Raw genomic sequence first — 16584 nt, forward strand, 5'->3', positions numbered from 1 at the left:
GCGGCTGGGGGATGAGGGGGTTCGGAATGCAGATCAAAATATTGCCAGGTTAATAGGATCAGGGCTTACGCACTTGCGATAAGCGCTTTGGGTTTTGGACAATTTCTCACAGGTTGCGCCCGCGAGAAATTGTCCAACTGCGTAAGTTCTAAGGATGTCCTAATCACTGCTGCTGCGGCTCTCCAAACCATTTGCGGCACAAAAACTCGAAGTATTCCTTTTCTTGCAGGGTTAGCAGGGCGCGGTTGATGTCTTCGCGGAGGTCGTCGCCTTCCCTCAGGGCAATGCCGTAGTGTTCCTGGCTGAGGCGATCGCCCGCCATCACCAGGTCAGGCTCTTGAACCGTCAGGTATTCTGCCACAGGACGGTCTATCACAATTGCCACCACTTCGCCCGACCGCAATGCCCTCAGCGAGGCTTCTAAATCCGCCAGCGGCACCCGCTTCACGGGTTTGGTCTGCAAAAACGAATCGGCAGTTGTGCCCTGGCTTGCACCGATGGGCTGTCCGGCAAGGTCGCTCAGGCTTTGCACCGGAGCGGCCTGCTGGCGGGCAGTCGTCATCGCCGAGATAAAATCCGCCAGGATGAAAAAGCTAACCCCCATCCAGAGACCCGCCACAATGCGCCCCGGTAGGCCCACAGGCGTGACATCGCCATAGCCGAAAGTGCCCAGCGTCACCACGGCAAACCAGATGCCTTGACCGATGCCCGCTAGGGGCCCATGCTGAAAGTGGGAATTGTGTCGCCGTTCAAATAGCCAAATCAAAAATCCGACAACGATCGAGCTAAGCAAAACACGTCCGACCGCTTGCAAGGCTCTGCCGCCGCCTAGATAATCGAGCAGCCGAGCAACCTGGGATTTTTGCGATCGCATCACCAGTAATTGCAGCCCGGCCTCATAGGTGGGGTGAGAAAAGTCGAGTCCTGTGGCTTCTCGGCTGGCGGTGATGGAAATGCCCGCGATCGCCACATCGACTTCGCCCCGGCGCAAGGCATCCAGCAGTTCCGGCGTAGTGTCATAGACCACATACTGGGTTTGGGCGTTGATCTGGGGGGCGATCGCCGTCCACAGGTCAATGCTATAGCCCGTCGGGTTGCCCTGCTCTGCGGCAAACACAAACGGCTCAATCGGCTTTACGCCCACCCGGAGCGATCGCTCTGCCAGCATGGGCGAAGGCACAGGAGACAGTTGAGCCGTCTGGGCCCAACTGTCTCCTGTGCCAACCCCCTCCACCGCCAGCACACAGCCGACCGCCCACACTGCTGCCTTCCATCTGACATCCCATGCCACCTTCCGTCTCTGTCCCACGCAGTTTCTCACGCCTCCCATGCCGACACTGTACTAGCCGTTGCAGCCGTTTCCAATACGCCAGTTTCCAATACGATGATTGAGAATGCCAAGCATCCCGGCGACACAGGTTGCCAAAATCTTGCCAAAACCTGCCAAAATCCAAAATCTAAAATCCAAAATCTAAAATCCAAAATCAAACCTGATCCGCTGTTTCCAGACAATTTCTCTGACAGGTCTTCCAGATTCATCCCCGACTGATGAAAATTCTGTTTCTCGACCAAAGCGGCAAACCAGGCGGCGCGGAGCTTTGCCTGCTCGACATCGCTGCGCCCTATCGGGAAACCTGCCGAGTGGCCCTGTTTGCCGACGGTTCGTTCAAAACTCTGCTGGAGCAGCGCCAGATCCCGGTGCAAGTGCTGATGCAGGACGGGCTGCGAGTCCGCAAAGAAAGCGGGCTGCGGCAAGGCTTGATGAGCCTAAAGCAGCTTGCACCGCTGATCGGTCGTGTGGCGAAGCTGGCGCGAGATTATGACCTGATTTACGCCAATACGCAAAAAGCGCTGGTGGTGGGGGCGATCGCCAGCTTTCTGACCCGCCGCCCGCTGGTCTATCACCTGCATGACATCCTCTCGCTTGACCACTTCAGCCCCACCAACCGCCGCATCGCCGTAGCGCTGGCCAATCGGGCCGCGCTGGTGATTGCCAATTCCCAAGCCAGTCGGCAGGCGCTCATCGACGCAGGCGCAAAGGGCGATCGCACGGTTGTGATCTACAACGGCTTCCAACCCGACCTCTATCGCCAACCTGCTCAAGACCGCGAGACGCTGCGACGAGCCTGGGGGCTAGAGAATTCCTTTGTGGTCGGGCATTTTAGTCGATTGTCGCCGTGGAAAGGGCAGCATGTGCTGCTCGAGGCGCTGGCAGCGTGCCCGCTGTCGGTCGCCGCTGTGCTGGTGGGTGAGGCGCTGTTTGGCGAAGAAGGGTATGCGAAACAATTGTGGCGGCAGGTCGAGGCGCTGGGGCTGGGCGATCGCGTCCGGTTCTTGGGTTTCCAGTCCGACGTGGTCTCGCTAATGCACGCCTGTGACCTGATCGCCCACACCTCTACCGCCCCGGAACCCTTTGGGCGCGTTGTGGTGGAAGGAATGCTCTGTGGTCGCCCGGTCGTTGCCGCCGACGCAGGCGGCGTGAGGGAATTGATTGATCCAGAAAAAACGGGCTGGCTTACGTCGCCGGGTGATGCCGTTGCGCTGGCCGCTGCGATACAGCAGTGTTTCCAGCAGCCAGAAACAGGAGGGCGGAGGGCGATCGCCGCCCAATCTTTCGCCAGCCACCGCTTTCACATTGACCACGTAAATGCCGAGATCCACGCTCAGTTGCAGCACCTACTGGCAGGAATAGCGTGACGGAGCATAGCAGTAGAACCCCAACGCCGCATGTCACGGTGAAGACGGTTGTATGATAAAAAGAACACATTTTTGGCAAGCTACCAGGGCGCATCATGGCTCCTGGTACTGTTAGAATCCTTGCTCATCTTGCATTCTGGGTAGATAGTGCGGCTTTGCTAAATCTGCTAAAGCAACTCCAAGACATCATTCGCCGCTGGTGGTTGGAATTTACGCTCCAGACCAAGCTAATGGCGATCGGCACGCTGATGGTGTCGCTGCTGATGAGCGGGCTGACCTTTTGGGCCGTGAACTCGATCCAGCAGGATGCGCGGCTCAACGACACGCGCTTTGGCAGCGACCTGGGCTTGTTGCTGTCGGCCAACGTCGCGCCGCTGGTGGGCGAAAACAACCTGACGGAACTGGCTCGTTTCTCCCAGCGCTTCTACAGCAGCACCTCCAGCGTCCGCTACATGCTCTACGCCGATGCCGATGGCGAAATTTTCTTCGGCATCCCCTATTCCCAGTCCGAGGTGCAAAACTCGCTCACCATCCGTCGCCGGATGCAGCTTCCCGAAAACTTTAACCCGGCGCTGGAATATCCGATGGTGCGCCAACACCTCACGCCGGATGGAGAAGTGACGGATGTCTTCGTGCCGCTGAACTACAACGGCAAGTATCTGGGCGTTTTAGCCATTGGCACAAACCCGAACCCCACCGTGGTCACGTCCTCTCACCTGACGCGAGACGTGACAATTGCCGTTTTCGTGTCCATCTGGGTGATGGTGATCTTGGGGGCGGTGTTTAACGCGCTGCAAATCACCAAGCCAATCAAGGAACTGCTGGTGGGTGTGAAAAACATTGCCGCCGGGAATTTTAAGCAGCGCATCGACCTGCCCTTTGGCGGAGAACTGGGCGAACTGATTCTGAACTTCAACGAAATGGCGGAGCGGCTGGAGCGCTACGAAGAGCAAAACATCGAAGAACTGACCGCTGAAAAGGCCAAGCTGGAAACGCTGGTGTCTACGATTGCCGATGGGGCGGTGCTGCTCGATTCCGATATGGATGTGATTTTGGTGAACCCCACGGCACGCCGCCTGTTTGGCTGGGACAACACGCCGGATTTGCTGGGGCAGCCCGTGCTAAACCTCCTGCCGGAGCCAGTCAAAGCAGCCCTCAGCCAGCCGCTGCAAGAGATTACGCAGGAAGGGCTATCGTCAGACATGCTGCGCGATCGCGCTGAATCAGAGTTCACCATCGCCGTGCCAGAACCCGTCAACCGGACGCTGCGGGTGCTGCTGAATACGGTGCTGGATCAGTCCCGCGAAAATGTGAAAGGCATCGCCATCACGGTGCAGGACATCACCCGCGAGGTGGAGCTAAACGAAGCCAAAAGCCAGTTCATCAGCAACGTATCGCACGAATTGCGAACCCCGCTGTTTAACATCAAGTCGTTCATCGAAACGCTGCATGAGTATGGCGAAGACCTAAGCAACGACGAGAAGCGGGAATTCCTGGAAACGGCAAACCGGGAAACCGATCGCCTGACGCGCCTGGTCAACGACGTGCTGGATCTATCGCGTCTGGAGTCTAGCAAGCGCTATCACTTCGAGGCGATCGACCTGACGCAGCCCATCGAGCAGACCCTCCGCACCCATCAGCTCAACGCCCGCGACAAGGCAATCGAACTGGTGCAGGATGTGGAGCCACACCTGCCGACGGTGCTAGGCAACTATGACCTGTTGCTGCAAGTGCTGAATAACCTGCTGGGCAACGCGCTGAAATTTACCCAGGCCGGCGGGCGCATCGCAGTTCGCGCCTACGCGATGGGCTGCGAACCGGAGCATCCCCACTTGGCAACCTGCGTGCGTGTGGAGGTGTCGGATACGGGCATTGGCATCGACGCTGAAGATCAGTCCTGCATCTTCGATCGCTTCTTCCGGGTGGAGAACCGGGTTCACACGCTGGAGGGCACAGGTCTGGGGCTGTCCATCGTGCGGAATATCATCGAAAAGCACCATAGCCGCGTGCATCTGGTGAGCGAAGTCGGCGTGGGGACAACCTTCTGGTTCGATCTGCCCGTGTTCCAGAAGGACACGCCGCTGCTGGATGGGGCGCTGAATAATGGCAAGACCATTGATTCTACTGCCACCCAGTCGCTAGAACCACAGGTGGCGAAATGATTCAGGTAGCGAAGTGATTTAGGATAGGCAGGGCACGGAAGAAACTCTACTCCGAGTGGATCGCCCCTTCCTGCTGCAATTTCCGCCAGAAATTCAGACTCCTAAGCGTTTGCTGCTCGAATTGCCTCGATAATTTGCAGGTTGGCCTTGGGAAAGGGAAACTGGTCTAGCTCTGCCGCTGTCACCCAGCGCACCTCGTCGCATTCGATGGGCTGGGGGTGGCCACTGAGGTGGCGGCAGTGATAGACATTCAGCGTGACGCGGAAATGGGTGTAGGCGTGGTCGATAACCATTAGGCGATCGCCCACTTCAATTTCAATGCCCAATTCTTCCCGAATTTCGCGGCGGATACAGTCTTGCACCGTTTCGCCCGGCTCGATCTTGCCGCCCGGAAATTCCCACAGCCCGCCTAGCAGTCCTTCGGGCTTGCGCCGATCGATCAGGATGTGTCCCTGCTCGTTCCAGATGACGGCCACGCCGATTTGCTTGTGGGGCAGCGGGGCGCGAGTTTCGGCAATGGGCAATTCGTTCTGCATGTTTCGCTGATGGGCAAGACAGTAGGGTTGCCAGGGGCAGCGCAGGCAAGCGGGGTTGCGCGGGGTGCAGCAGGTCGCGCCCAGATCCATGAGCGCTTGGTTAAAATCTCGTGGACGCTGCGGATCGAGGATGGCTTCCGACGCTTGCCAGAGTGCAGCCAGAGCGCGACCAGGCGGCACTGCCAGCGCCAGCAGCCGCGCCAGCACTCGCTTCACATTACCATCCAAAATGGGCACGGGTTGGTTAAATGCGACACTGAGGATGCCCCCAGCGGTGGTGCGCCCAATGCCGGGGAGGGTAAGCGCCGTGGCCAGGTCAGCGGGAAACTGGCCGCCGTGTTGCTCGACGATCACCTGGGCAGCACGATGCAGATTGCGGGCGCGAGCGTAGTAGCCTAGCCCTTCCCAGGCTTTGAGGACTTGGGTTTGCTCGGCGGCGGCTAGGGCAGTCACAGTGGGAAACTGCGTCAGCCAGCGCTCGTAGTAGGGGATTACCGTTTTTACCTGGGTTTGCTGGAGCATGATCTCCGAAATCCAGATGGCATAGGGGTCGCGGCTGTGTCGCCAGGGCAGCTCGCGGGCGTGGTCGGCGTACCAAATCAAGAGCGATCGCCGCAGTTCTGCAATATCCCCAACGATCAGCATTTCTGTCACCCGCCGTCGCAAAGTGAAAGCTCGATCGACCTACCAGATCGACCGAGCTAAAATCCCAAAAACAGGAGTTAAAATCCGAACCTTGACTCACAAGCAGACTCACAGACGCACCTAGCCGACTTCGGGCACATCTTGGAGCGATCGCTCAAACGCCATGCGCTGCTCGGCGTTGCGGAGAAAGTAGCCGCTCATCATTGCTGAGGCCAGCAAGCGACCCAAGTTCTCGCGGCTGGTCGTAATCGACACATCAAAATGCTCAGAGGGTAAGCCACCTAGCAGTCCAATGATATTGCGCTCCATGACCTGAAACACTTCCTGAGACCCAGGCTTGGAGAGTTGAGCGACCGTCTCAGGACTCATGGATTGAACATACTGCCAGAGCAGATTTCCCGATTCTGCACCATCGCCAAACAGCTCTGAGATTTTGTTAGACGCATTGTTCACAGCAGTAACCTCGCTCAGACAGTGGTTATTGATTAATACTGTAACAATCCTGTTGGGGTTGGGGGAGGTGGGTGAACCGAACCGCCAAGTGTCAATTGCGCGAATTTACCCCGACTTTTTAGCTTTGTTCAGGGATTCACAACCGCAATACACTCGATTTCTACGCGCACATCCTTGGGCAGCCGCGCTACCTCCACGCAGGCCCGCGCCGGAGCCGTCGCCTCGTCAAAGACGCGAGTATACACGCTATTCATAGCCCCAAAGTCATTCATATCAGCTAGGAAAACCGTCGTCTTGACCACATCGGCAAACGTCGCGCCCGCTGCCTTCAAAATCGCCTCCAGATTTGCCAGCACTTGCTCCGTCTGGGTAGACACCTCTTCGCCCACGATCGCCCCCGTTTCGGGATGCAGGGGAATCTGCCCTGCGACAAACACCAGTCGCCCCTGAGCGGCGATCGCCTGACTATAGGGCCCCACCGGAGCCGGAGCCGCCTCTGTCCGAATCACTTCCCGCATACCATATCCTCCTCACCTTAGATTGATCCCAAGCGCTATCCCAACTTTGGCCGCAGCCCATGCTCCCGAAAATAGCGATAATCTCGCAAGATCCGGTCATGGTCAAAGCACAAATTGCTGGGTAAGTCCCAAATCTCAAACACGCCCAGATTTTTGGCATCGTCGCCTGCAAAGGGGTTGCCCTTGGCCGTTGCCAGAAACACGACGCTGAGAGTGTGGAGCCGGGGGTCGCGCTGTGGGTCAGAATACACTTGAAACTGCTCCGTCAGCTTGACTTGCAGCCCGGTTTCCTCAGCGGCCTCGCGCTCCGCAGCATCCTCTACCGACTCGCCATAGTCCACAAAGCCCCCCGGCAGGGCCCAGCCAAAGGGCGGGTTTAGCCGTTCGATTAGCACAATGGGTCGGTAGGGCCGATCCATGAGTTCAATGATGATATCTACGGTGGGAACGGGATTCCTGTAGCTCACAGGTCTATGTCTTTGAGGAATGTATAGACAGCACCAGACTTGCTAAGCAGCATAGACCCTTTTGGCGCGTCCGAATACCCTGATGCAATTTAACGTGAGCAAAATTTATTGTGTCGGGCGGCGGTGATGGTTTCAACTAGCAATTGGCAATATCTAGCGGTGGCCCTGGAGCAGTTGCCTGACGGTCTTGAGCAACTCTGGCGGGTGAAAAGGCTTAGTGATGTAGGCATCTGCGCCCTGCTTCATGCCCCAGTAGCGGTCAAATTCTTCGCTTTTAGTCGAGCAGATGAGGACGGGAATTTTTTGAGCGGCGGGGTCGTTTTTGATCCAGCGACAAAGCTCGTAGCCATTCATCTCCGGCATGATCAGGTCAGTGATGACCAGATCCGGTGCGTTGGATTGGATCATTGCCTTGGCTTCAATGCCGTTGGTAGCCTCCATGACCTGCATTCCGTTGCCCTGAAGCAATTCCAAAAGCATTTGCCGCAACGTTTGGCTGTCGTCCACAATCAACACGGTTCTCATGGTTTGTCTTGACTCCGGCTTGCTGGATGGGGGCTGGACAAATCGCAAATCCCTTCAGGAGTATTCCCATTCTCGCTTAGAGAAGGCAGGACTGATGCAACCCTAGGGCGATCGCCCTAGAAAATTGCTCCACACAATCCTTCCAGAATCTCGCCACAATCTCCAGAGTCCCTTCATAAAGAGTCTCAATCGATGGCATGATAAAGAATTAGGATTGCCTGACATACCTTAACAATTCCTCTCATTTAAGGCTGCGGCTGGAAAACCCTGTGGTGGGGCGAGAAGAGTTGGGTCAGGTTGCCGGATGCTGTGTTGAGCTGCCGATATCTGAATTCAATTTAATTTGCAGGTATCTGAGCCATTTTTGGCAGTTTCACCAGGTTGCAGTTCTGTCCTGTCCAGGGTTTATGCTTAGCCATCGCGGACTAGCCATCACACTGGGTCAGGATGGGGCCGGTCGGTAGCTGCCTCAATTTATATTGATGTTCTTGGATGGAAGGAGAACGATTTCTGTGCTTAAGAGATACGTCTGGCTAGTTGTAGGGATAGCCCTTTTTATCTTCCAGGTTGTCGGTGGGGCTGCGATCGCCGCTGAACTCGACGCTGCGACGCGCACCGTGCCTCTCAATGCGGCAGGAGACACGATTACACTCACGCAAAAGCAGGTTGCAGACGGCAAACGCCTGTTTAACTATGCCTGTGGTCAGTGTCACGTCGGCGGCATCACCAAAACCGACCCTAACGTAGGGCTAGATCCCGAAACCCTGGCGCTGGCGACACCCCCGCGCACCAACATCGAAGCTCTGGTGGATTATATGAACAATCCCACCACCTATGATGGACAGACCGAAATTTCGGAACTGCACCCCAGCACCAAGAGTACCGACATCTTCCCCAAGATGCGGAACCTGACCCAAGATGACCTGAAGGTGATTGCAGGACACATCCTAATTCAGCCTAAGGTGGTGGGAGCCAAGTGGGGCGGCGGTAAGATTTACTATTAATCTCTACGCGGCTGATGTCTACTCGGTTGAGTTTCACAGGTTAGGGCAGCAGTTGTCTGTGCGGCATTTATCTGTGCTCAGTTTGTTTGCACCCAGTGCGAACGTCCGTAAGACATATATTCTTTTTGAGCAGCGGGTTTTGACAGCGCTTAGAGCGGTCAAGGCCCGTTTCGCTATAAAAACTACCCTGCCCCTTCTTTTGCCTTTTGTCTTCTGCTTCTTTACTCCATCAATCGGATGTGCAGGGGTGAAGCGCGATGACAAAAGATGTAGTCGAGCGATCGTTATTTTCGGACGGAGCAGCCAGTATAGTCAGGCTTGTTCTGGTTAGGCGTGTCATGGTTTTACAGATGACCTCGGCGGCGCGATCGCCCTTCGCTAGATGAGCGGTTTGGGTTCCAACCGACGACGCTGGCGGGCGGTGCAGGTTTCGGTCGTCCTGGGCGCTTGGCTATTGGGCGGCTGGTTGTTCTATGGCAATACCGTTTCACTAGTCGAGGGTTGGGGTTCTCTGCGGATGCTAGAGCCACAATTGCCAGCCGCCTCAATGCTGATGATTCCGGAGAGCAATCGGGAGATCGCCAGGAATCAGGGGTTGATGGAGGCGGCCGATACTTTCTGGAACGAGGCGGGCGATCGCTGGCAGCAGTTGTTTCAAGTCTGGTTGCCCCCTAACCTCTCGCCAGTGGGCGACTCGATTAAGCCGGGCAAACAGTCAGGTAAACCACCAGGTAAGCCACCAGGTAAACCACCAGATAAATCGCCAGATCAACCGGGCGATCGCCTGACGCTAGCAGATTTGGCGCGTCCTGTTGCTGCGCCTGCTACACCATTGCCCAGTTTGAACCTGCCTGCGCCGTGGTCAGCGACTCCGACCGAAGAGGGACTAGGGCGATCGCTCGCCATCTTTGGGGACAATCGACGCGCCGTGTGGGACGTTGCCTTTAGCCCAGATCAAGCGCATCTCGCCACCGCCAGCACCGATGGCGCGGTTCGCTTCTGGAACCTGAATGGTGGACTTGTGGAAACCTTTGAGGGACATCGCCGTGCAGTCTGGAGTGTTAGCTTTCGTCCCGATGGCAAATGGCTAGCCTCCGCCGGGGCAGACGGCACCGCTCGGATTTGGGAACTGCCCGCGTCGCTCAAGGCAGACCCTACCTGATGTAGACGTTCCTTCGGTGGCGATCGCCCTACCGTGTTCCAAAACGCTTGAAACCCGTTCCCCTTGACCCAAGACAGATATGCCTCCTTCACCCAGCAGCCTTCTAGACTTTTGGTTTGGTGCGCCCGACGCGACAGACCGCAGCTACGAGCAGCGTCGCAAGCTGTGGTTTACCAAAAAAAACAAAACAGACGAACAGATGCGCGATCGCTTCCTGGCGCTCTATGAGCAGGCCGCCAGGGGCGACCTGGACGAGTGGCAGGGGGAACCGCGTTCCTGTCTGGCGCTGGTGCTACTGCTAGATCAGATTCCGCGTAATATCTTTCGCAACACGCCCAAAGCCTTTGCCACGGACGCAAAGGCACTGGCGGTGAGCCAGGGGGCGATCGCCCGTGGGCTGGATCAGGCGCTGAATCCGCTGGAGCGGCTGTTTCTCTACCTACCGCTGGAACATAGCGAAAACCTGGCGCACCAGCAGCAGTGTGTAGACTTGATGCAAAAGCTAGCGGCGATCGCCCCCGAACTCCACGACCCCTATGACTATGCTTTGCGCCACCGCGACATCATCCAGCGCTTCGGCCGCTTTCCCCATCGCAATCACATTCTGGGGCGACGCTCCACGCCAGAAGAAGTCGAATTTCTCAAGCAGCCCGGTTCGTCATTCTAGCCAGACTATTGTCACTCTAGGCAGACTATGTTAATTCTCGATTTTGGATTTGAAGGAAGAACGAAGAAGGAAGAATGAAGAGCGAAGAAGGAAGAACGAAAAATCCAAAATCCAAAATCTAAAATCGGTGCAACGCTAGGAGACGACCCGCATGGCAACCTGGATCAAAGAAACCGACTCTGCCATTTATCTGATGGAAGGTGGCTACTATCTGGAGCGAATTTTCAAAAAGCCCCGCGCCAATGGCGAAAAGGAACTCAACATTCGCCCCATGCACGAATGGTTTAAGCGAGCCGACGCGCCGGGGGGCATGGTGGTGGCGGTCGGCGTGCCCGGGCCAGAACCCCAGCCCAAGCCAGGAACCGGCCACGAAGGCGGCGGCTCTGGCGGAATGCCTAAACCCCAGGTGACGTTTATTCCGGCGCACCCGTCCAACTATCGCGCTCGCCGCGAAGGGTTCAAGATTAACAGCATTGTGTTTCACAACACGGTGGCTCCGGTGCAAAGCGCCATCAACACCTTCCAAAGCTCGACCTCGCAGGTGTCGGCGCACTACATCATCGACCGCTCTGGCGAAATTATCCAGATGGTGCAGGACGACTACTGCGCCTTTCATGCAGGCAATAAGGATGTGAATGATCGCTCGATCGGCATTGAACACGAAGCCACGCCTGCACAAAAGGGCTTTACGCCTGCCCAAGAAAAGGCCAGCATTACGCTGATTCGGTATTTACTGGATGCCTATGGGATTCCTAAGGCAAATATCGTGACCCATCGCAGCGTGCGGCCGACCCAGTGCCCCAGCCTAATTTTTGGGACAGACCCAGAGTTTCAGCAGTGGGTGATGCGAAATTTCTAGGAACTGGCGCTGCTTTAGGCTCCTGTATTTTTAAGGCTATCGAGAAGCCCCGCAGCGGTTTGCCCGATAATCCAAAATCCAAAATCCGCATCACTCCGGTTCCTCGTCCTTCTGGTTCCCCGTCCTGTATAACACTTCCTATCAAACCTGTGCCCTGAGTTACGGCTGCGATCGGGTTGGGGCCGCAACATCAATACACCAATGCAGAGGGATGCCTCTCTCCCCAACCCTGCAATCCTGCATCGCCTCTCTTTACCCCAAACTCCCCCGCTTCTGCTGCTCTCGCTCCATTGCGCGAAACAGGGCTTGAAAATTGCCCTCGCCAAAGCCGTCGGGGAGGCGCTGCTGCTGACCGGCCCAGTAGGCGCGGCGTTCGATCACCTCTAGGAAGAAGGTTGGCTGTGGAAAGATGGGCTGGGTAAATGCCTGGAGCAGCATGGCGTTCGGTTCGTGGGCGGCCCAATCAACCAGGATTTGCTGCTGGGCGATCGCCCGCCAGGCCTCCTCCGACAGCGAAAAGCCCTCACGCTGCCGCAGTTGGGCGTAGTATTCTGGCGGCACATCGAGAAACTCGACCCCGCGCTGGCGCAACTGGGCGATCGCCCCCAGGGCATCCCGCGTCCGCAGCGCAACGTGCTGAATCCCTGCACCCTGGTTGATATCGAGAAACTCCTGAATTTGAGAGTTGGGCGAGGCGGGTTCATTAATTGGCAGTTGCACCGTGCCGCCAGGATGCCCCAACACGCGGCTGCACAGCCCAGAACGCTCGGTCTGAATGGTGAAGCCCTGCTGTCGTCGCAGCCCTAGCACCTGTTCATACCAGACGGTGGCTGGCTCTAGGTCGCCTGCTGCCACATTCAGCACTGCATGGTCGATCTGTTCAAAAAAACCAGCGCAGTGAGGCGACATGGCTCCCGGCTCCCAAAAGTCCAGCGTTTCTAAATCGGGCAAGGTGGCCCACAGGGGGACTGCCGCTTGTCCCGACCATTCCAGCAGCGTGTGGCGCAGGTCTGGCCATCCGGCGATCGCCCCCCAACGCAGGGTTCCGTTGAGCAAGTCTTCTGCTACAACGGGCTGCAACACGGTTGCCCCAGCGGCGATCGCCTGGTTCATGACCGCCGCCACATTGCTCACACTAAATGCCAAGTCCGCGACTCCCGGCGGGTGCCGATCGAGATAACGCGCCACTGGGCTACTGCGGGTTCGGGCTGAGGATACCGCTATCCACACCCCTCCACAGCGCACGATTTCTGTCCAGGTTTCGCGGCTGCGGGCCGTCGCCACAGGCAAAAAGCCCAACCGCTCGATCAACCACTCGCGCCATTCCCCCGCATGGTCCACATAAAAGTGAATATGCTGAATGTCCATCGTCAGCCTGCCTACCAAAATGCAACCCAAACACACCCACACCAAACGCCCTCAGCTTATCGCGTGTCTGTCTAAAATGCAGCGAGGGAGACGACCCCAAATACGGAGAAGCCTGAGAACAAGAGCATGAGGAAGCATGGGAGTCGCCGTCCCAAGTTAAAGATTTGTCAACTAAAGATTTGTCAACTCGTCAACTCTTTGATCGCCAACTGCCCTTCCTCTCTTGCGCTTGTCCTGCAAGACTCAGGTTGTTCGACAAGACAGGAGGGTAGTCTTGCATTTTCTCAAGGTCTGCTTTAGTGTCGAATGGAATCTAAAGGTAAGAATTTTTTTGAAAAAATCTAAATGTCTTTTCCTGCAAGGTTTCTGTCGTTCCAAACGGAGATCGCAGGGCGAGAGGTATAGGAGTAGTTACAAGAGTAGTTACAAATAGTTGTTGCCAGAGGACAGCAGTTCGTTAGACTATCATCTTGGCAAGTGCTGTCCGACCTGAACACGATTCATACGATTCAACAGTATCCAATCGCGAAACCTCAGATTGCTGTCACCCGATTGTTGTTGTAATAAGGAACGGTTATGGAACCTGAAGTCAAAAACGAAATTAACACCCCTGACTTTATCAACGCCGAGGACACGGGAAAGCTGACTTCCTTCGGCACCGAGGAAAACACGGGCGAAGAGTGGCGTGAGTACGTGGATAAAGCAACAGAATTTGTTGCCGACCTGCCCAAGTATCTATCTGAGTTTTTTGGGCAATACAAAAGCCCCTTTGTCACCATTGGTCTGCTGCTAGCAGCGCTGATTGCGGTGCGGCTGGTGCTGGCGATCCTGCGGTCGGTCAACGATATTCCCCTGCTAGCCCCGACCTTCGAGCTGATTGGGCTGGGCTATACGGCGTGGTTTGTCTATCGCTATCTGCTGCGGGCCTCAAATCGGAAGGAACTGGTCAACGATTTCAACGAGCTGAAGTCGCAAGTGCTGGGGCATCGCAATAACCCGCCGCTTTAGGGCTTGGCTAGGGATTGAGTTGTCTTGAAGCGTTATCTCATTGCGGGGTTGCCCCAGAAACTGGGTAATCTAGCGATGGAAGTGTCCGTATAGCAGCGCTTGCCCAATGTAAAGGGGCACTAAAAGGACGCTAGAAGGGCCCTAGAAGGGCGCTAGAACGGCACCGAAAGGGCACGAAGAGATCCTACAGAGGGCAACTCGATGAACAGTGTAGGAGTTGTTGCAATTGGGCGCAACGAGGGCGATCGCCTGCGGCAGTGCCTCTCATCAGTTGTGGGGCTGGCAGCGCAAGTCGTTTATGTCGATTCTGGCTCGACGGATGGCAGCGTGGAACTAGCGCGATCGCTCGGTGCGGAGGTGGTCGCGCTGGATCTGTCGATTCCCTTCACCGCGGCCCGCGCCCGCAATGCTGGGTTTGCCCGACTGCTAGAACTGCTTCCTCAAGCGGAATTTGTGCAGTTTGTCGATGGCGACTGCGAAATTGTCTCCGGTTGGATAGAACAGGCCACCCAGGCCCTGCATGACCATCCCGACTGGGCCGTGGTGTGCGGGCGGCGGCGGGAGCGCTTTCCCGACGCGACGCTCTATAACCGCCTGTGCGACATCGAGTGGAATACGCCCGTGGGCGAGGCGAAGGCGTGTGGCGGCGATGCGCTGATGCGGGTGGCGGCGGTGCAGCAGGTGGGCGGCTATAACCCCACGCTGATCGCAGGCGAGGAGCCGGAACTGTGTGTGCGCTTGCGGCAGCAGGGCTGGAAGATCTTTCGGCTGGATGCCGAGATGACGCTACACGATGCGAATATGACGCGCTTTGCTCAGTGGTGGAAGCGCACGAAGCGGGCCGGCCACGCCTACGCCGAAGGCTCCTGGCTGCACGGGGCCCCGCCGGAGCGCCACTGGGTGAAGGAAACCCGGAGTATCTGGCTTTGGGGATTGGGAATTCCCCTGGGGGCGATCGCCCTCGCCCCATTCACCCAAGGCTTCAGCCTGCTGCTGCTGCTGGGTTATCCCGTCACGATTTATCGCATCTATCGCTATTTCAAACAGCAGGGCTACAAAGCCTCCGACGCGCTGCCCTACGCCATATCTTGCGTGCTGGGCAAGTTTCCGGGGCTGGCGGGCGTGCTGCAATTTCACGTCAATCGCCTGCTCGGTCGCCGCAACGCGCTGATTGAATATAAATAATGCTGCGATTGTCTGTCTTAACCCTTATCTCTTAAACTCAATTCCCTAAGCCAAACCCGATTCCTGGAATGCGCGTTCTAGATCAGCCGCAACCCCCAATTAGATAGACCAGTTTTGCAAGTAGGCGATGTCAAGCTGATCCATTTGGGTTTTCAAGATTCCTAAAATGTCTCGCCACTGCTGCTCTGACTGGCTAAATTGCCGCCATTGCAGCTTGCTCAAAATCAAATCTTCTGGAGACGCAAAGTACTGGAGACGCAAAGTAAAGGTCGCCACTTTTTCAGCAAACGCCTGGAGAGACAAGGATGGAAGCTGCTGCTGGAGGCTGACCCATGACAGCTCACGGGCACTCCGTTGCAGCGCGGCTGCCATTTCCAGGCGACTGGCCGCAGACTGTTGGCGCAGCAGTTTGAACCGAAACTGGTCTGGGGCAAGGCTCGTATCGCTCGCTTGAGGTTGGTAGTCAGAGGATTGCACGGGCATCGGGTCTAGTTGTCTGCTTTGGAGATTGAGTCGCTAGGCGGTTCGATTTGCTCTGTGGTTCCTCTGGTATAACTACTTGTATTCTATTTCTTTGCAAATTTCCGTCAGATCCCCGCTAGAGTTCTGTTCAAACTTCCTTTAGAAATTTTTGTCCAAAAATCAACCCTATGCGTCGTTCTACTTCCCTTCTTAGCGCTGCATTTCTGGTTTGGGTGGCCGGGCTGTCGGGGGCGATTCCCGCAGGGATCGCTTCGCGAGTCGCCCAAACCCCGCCACCCAGCTCCGCTAGCGCCTGGCTCGACGAAAACACCCCCAACTGGAACCAGCCCGGTGCTGCCATTCCCGCCGCCCCTCAGCCAGAAGGCGGCAGCAACCTGGAATATTGTGAGCGCACCTTTCGTCAGGCGACCCTGCCCGAAGATGCCCTAGTAGAGTCTGCGGGCTGGACGCTGACCGGAGCCGTCCAGATTTTTAACGACACAACTATCATTACCGGCATGGCAAACGCTGACGGGATGTGCCGCCCGCTGAGTTATCAAGTATTCGTGTTCAGCAAGGGGGCTTTTGTCGGCACGATATCGCCCAATGTGATGGATTCTCGCACCGACGGCAGCGTGTTCAGCGTGGATCTGTATCAACCGGACGAGTTGAGCGCTCGGTTTAACCGCTATGAACCGGAGGATGCGCTCTGCTGCGCTTCGGGAGAGAGCCGAGTTTTCTACGAAATTCAAACCGAAGGGGATGCCGTCGTGCTGGTGCCTGAGCTGCCAGCCGCGACCTTCTCCAGTCCGGATGCACAATAGCAGTCAGACCCGATTCTCCAGTTCAGATGCTCCCCAGCCCTG

General features: G+C 56.6%; 18 protein-coding genes. 9 read left to right on the forward strand and 9 right to left on the reverse strand.

The window, feature by feature from the left end; all coding sequences use genetic code 11:
• Window positions 1–163: 163 nt before the first annotated feature.
• Both O77CONTIG1_RS21680 and O77CONTIG1_RS25025 read right to left on the reverse strand, forming a co-directional pair.
• Window positions 164–1291 (reverse strand): transporter substrate-binding domain-containing protein, encoded by a 1128-nt coding sequence (locus O77CONTIG1_RS21680; RefSeq protein WP_225894639.1) that lies wholly within the window; start codon window positions 1289–1291, stop codon window positions 164–166.
• Window positions 1292–1317: 26 nt separating this feature from the next.
• Window positions 1318–1539 carry a hypothetical protein gene (locus O77CONTIG1_RS25025; protein ID WP_156435579.1) on the reverse strand — a complete coding sequence of 74 codons (222 nt, stop codon included), beginning with the start codon at window positions 1537–1539 and terminating at the stop codon, window positions 1318–1320.
• A gap of 9 nt (window positions 1540–1548) precedes the next feature.
• Between O77CONTIG1_RS25025 and O77CONTIG1_RS21685 the strand changes: the two genes are divergently transcribed.
• The gene (locus tag O77CONTIG1_RS21685; protein ID WP_068515057.1) at window positions 1549–2697 is read left to right on the forward strand and encodes a glycosyltransferase; all 1149 of its coding nucleotides are present in this window, start codon (window positions 1549–1551) and stop codon (window positions 2695–2697) included.
• A gap of 95 nt (window positions 2698–2792) precedes the next feature.
• A complete protein-coding gene (gene nblS, locus O77CONTIG1_RS21690) occupies window positions 2793–4859 on the forward strand; it encodes a two-component system sensor histidine kinase NblS (RefSeq protein ID WP_286132458.1) in 2067 nt (688 codons plus the stop codon).
• 101 nt (window positions 4860–4960) lie between these two features.
• Here the strand turns inward: nblS and mutY are convergent, their stop codons facing one another.
• From mutY to O77CONTIG1_RS21715, 5 genes are all read right to left on the reverse strand, one after another.
• A complete protein-coding gene (gene mutY / locus O77CONTIG1_RS21695) occupies window positions 4961–6040 on the reverse strand; it encodes an A/G-specific adenine glycosylase (RefSeq protein ID WP_068515061.1) in 1080 nt (359 codons plus the stop codon).
• 120 nt (window positions 6041–6160) lie between these two features.
• Window positions 6161–6493, reverse strand: coding sequence for a DUF760 domain-containing protein (locus tag O77CONTIG1_RS21700; RefSeq protein WP_068515063.1), 333 nt, complete (start codon window positions 6491–6493; stop codon window positions 6161–6163).
• Window positions 6494–6621: 128 nt separating this feature from the next.
• The gene (locus O77CONTIG1_RS21705) at window positions 6622–7011 is read right to left on the reverse strand and encodes a RidA family protein (protein WP_068515068.1); all 390 of its coding nucleotides are present in this window, start codon (window positions 7009–7011) and stop codon (window positions 6622–6624) included.
• Window positions 7012–7046: 35 nt separating this feature from the next.
• A complete protein-coding gene (locus tag O77CONTIG1_RS21710; protein ID WP_068515070.1) occupies window positions 7047–7478 on the reverse strand; it encodes an NUDIX domain-containing protein in 432 nt (143 codons plus the stop codon).
• Window positions 7479–7631: 153 nt separating this feature from the next.
• A complete protein-coding gene (locus O77CONTIG1_RS21715; protein ID WP_068515072.1) occupies window positions 7632–8003 on the reverse strand; it encodes a PleD family two-component system response regulator in 372 nt (123 codons plus the stop codon).
• Window positions 8004–8515: 512 nt separating this feature from the next.
• Between O77CONTIG1_RS21715 and psbV the strand changes: the two genes are divergently transcribed.
• The 4 genes from psbV to O77CONTIG1_RS21735 all read left to right on the forward strand — a co-directional run bounded on the left by psbV (window position 8516) and on the right by O77CONTIG1_RS21735 (window position 11695).
• The gene (psbV, locus tag O77CONTIG1_RS21720) at window positions 8516–9007 is read left to right on the forward strand and encodes a photosystem II cytochrome c-550 (protein WP_068515074.1); all 492 of its coding nucleotides are present in this window, start codon (window positions 8516–8518) and stop codon (window positions 9005–9007) included.
• 382 nt (window positions 9008–9389) lie between these two features.
• On the forward strand, window positions 9390–10169 hold the full coding sequence (locus tag O77CONTIG1_RS21725; RefSeq protein ID WP_068515077.1) for a WD40 repeat domain-containing protein: 780 nt from the start codon (window positions 9390–9392) through the stop codon (window positions 10167–10169).
• Window positions 10170–10248: 79 nt separating this feature from the next.
• Entirely contained in the window at window positions 10249–10836 is a 588-nt protein-coding gene (locus O77CONTIG1_RS21730; protein WP_068515080.1) for a DUF924 family protein, read from the forward strand.
• 151 nt (window positions 10837–10987) lie between these two features.
• Entirely contained in the window at window positions 10988–11695 is a 708-nt protein-coding gene (locus O77CONTIG1_RS21735; protein WP_068515083.1) for an N-acetylmuramoyl-L-alanine amidase, read from the forward strand.
• A 252-nt stretch (window positions 11696–11947) separates the two neighbouring features.
• Here the strand turns inward: O77CONTIG1_RS21735 and hppD are convergent, their stop codons facing one another.
• Window positions 11948–13063: a 4-hydroxyphenylpyruvate dioxygenase gene (gene hppD, locus O77CONTIG1_RS21740; protein ID WP_068515086.1), complete on the reverse strand. Its 1116-nt coding sequence runs from the start codon at window positions 13061–13063 to the stop codon at window positions 11948–11950.
• 576 nt (window positions 13064–13639) lie between these two features.
• On the opposite strand from hppD, the gene O77CONTIG1_RS21745 reads away from it, so the two are divergent.
• Window positions 13640–14071: a CAAD domain-containing protein gene (locus O77CONTIG1_RS21745; RefSeq protein ID WP_068515090.1), complete on the forward strand. Its 432-nt coding sequence runs from the start codon at window positions 13640–13642 to the stop codon at window positions 14069–14071.
• A gap of 201 nt (window positions 14072–14272) precedes the next feature.
• Entirely contained in the window at window positions 14273–15256 is a 984-nt protein-coding gene (locus tag O77CONTIG1_RS21750; protein WP_068515093.1) for a glycosyltransferase, read from the forward strand.
• 99 nt (window positions 15257–15355) lie between these two features.
• On the opposite strand, the gene O77CONTIG1_RS21755 is transcribed toward O77CONTIG1_RS21750, so the two are convergent.
• On the reverse strand, window positions 15356–15733 hold the full coding sequence (locus tag O77CONTIG1_RS21755; RefSeq protein ID WP_225894640.1) for a hypothetical protein: 378 nt from the start codon (window positions 15731–15733) through the stop codon (window positions 15356–15358).
• A gap of 173 nt (window positions 15734–15906) precedes the next feature.
• Between O77CONTIG1_RS21755 and O77CONTIG1_RS21760 the strand changes: the two genes are divergently transcribed.
• Window positions 15907–16542, forward strand: a complete 636-nt coding sequence (locus O77CONTIG1_RS21760; RefSeq protein ID WP_068515099.1) for an LppP/LprE family lipoprotein — start codon at window positions 15907–15909, stop codon at window positions 16540–16542.
• The last annotated feature ends 42 nt before the right edge of the window (window positions 16543–16584 follow it).

It is taken from the genome of Leptolyngbya sp. O-77 (assembly GCF_001548395.1).
Lineage (GTDB): Bacteria > Cyanobacteriota > Cyanobacteriia > Elainellales > Elainellaceae > Thermoleptolyngbya.

Bases quoted from the DNA above. Each gene is read 5' to 3' on its own strand.
- O77CONTIG1_RS21705 (WP_068515068.1), bottom strand. From the start codon at position 7,011: ATGCGGGAAGTGATTCGGACAGAGGCGGCTCCGGCTCCGGTGGGGCCC.
- nblS (WP_286132458.1), top strand. From the start codon at position 2,793: ATGGCTCCTGGTACTGTTAGAATCCTTGCTCATCTTGCATTCTGGGTA.
- O77CONTIG1_RS21715 (WP_068515072.1), bottom strand. From the start codon at position 8,003: ATGAGAACCGTGTTGATTGTGGACGACAGCCAAACGTTGCGGCAAATG.
- O77CONTIG1_RS21735 (WP_068515083.1), top strand. From the start codon at position 10,988: ATGGCAACCTGGATCAAAGAAACCGACTCTGCCATTTATCTGATGGAA.
- mutY (WP_068515061.1), bottom strand. From the start codon at position 6,040: ATGCTGATCGTTGGGGATATTGCAGAACTGCGGCGATCGCTCTTGATT.
- O77CONTIG1_RS21745 (WP_068515090.1), top strand. From the start codon at position 13,640: ATGGAACCTGAAGTCAAAAACGAAATTAACACCCCTGACTTTATCAAC.
- O77CONTIG1_RS21760 (WP_068515099.1), top strand. From the start codon at position 15,907: ATGCGTCGTTCTACTTCCCTTCTTAGCGCTGCATTTCTGGTTTGGGTG.
- hppD (WP_068515086.1), bottom strand. From the start codon at position 13,063: ATGGACATTCAGCATATTCACTTTTATGTGGACCATGCGGGGGAATGG.
- O77CONTIG1_RS21725 (WP_068515077.1), top strand. From the start codon at position 9,390: ATGAGCGGTTTGGGTTCCAACCGACGACGCTGGCGGGCGGTGCAGGTT.
- O77CONTIG1_RS21750 (WP_068515093.1), top strand. From the start codon at position 14,273: ATGAACAGTGTAGGAGTTGTTGCAATTGGGCGCAACGAGGGCGATCGC.
- O77CONTIG1_RS21730 (WP_068515080.1), top strand. From the start codon at position 10,249: ATGCCTCCTTCACCCAGCAGCCTTCTAGACTTTTGGTTTGGTGCGCCC.
- O77CONTIG1_RS25025 (WP_156435579.1), bottom strand. From the start codon at position 1,539: ATGAATCTGGAAGACCTGTCAGAGAAATTGTCTGGAAACAGCGGATCA.
- O77CONTIG1_RS21685 (WP_068515057.1), top strand. From the start codon at position 1,549: ATGAAAATTCTGTTTCTCGACCAAAGCGGCAAACCAGGCGGCGCGGAG.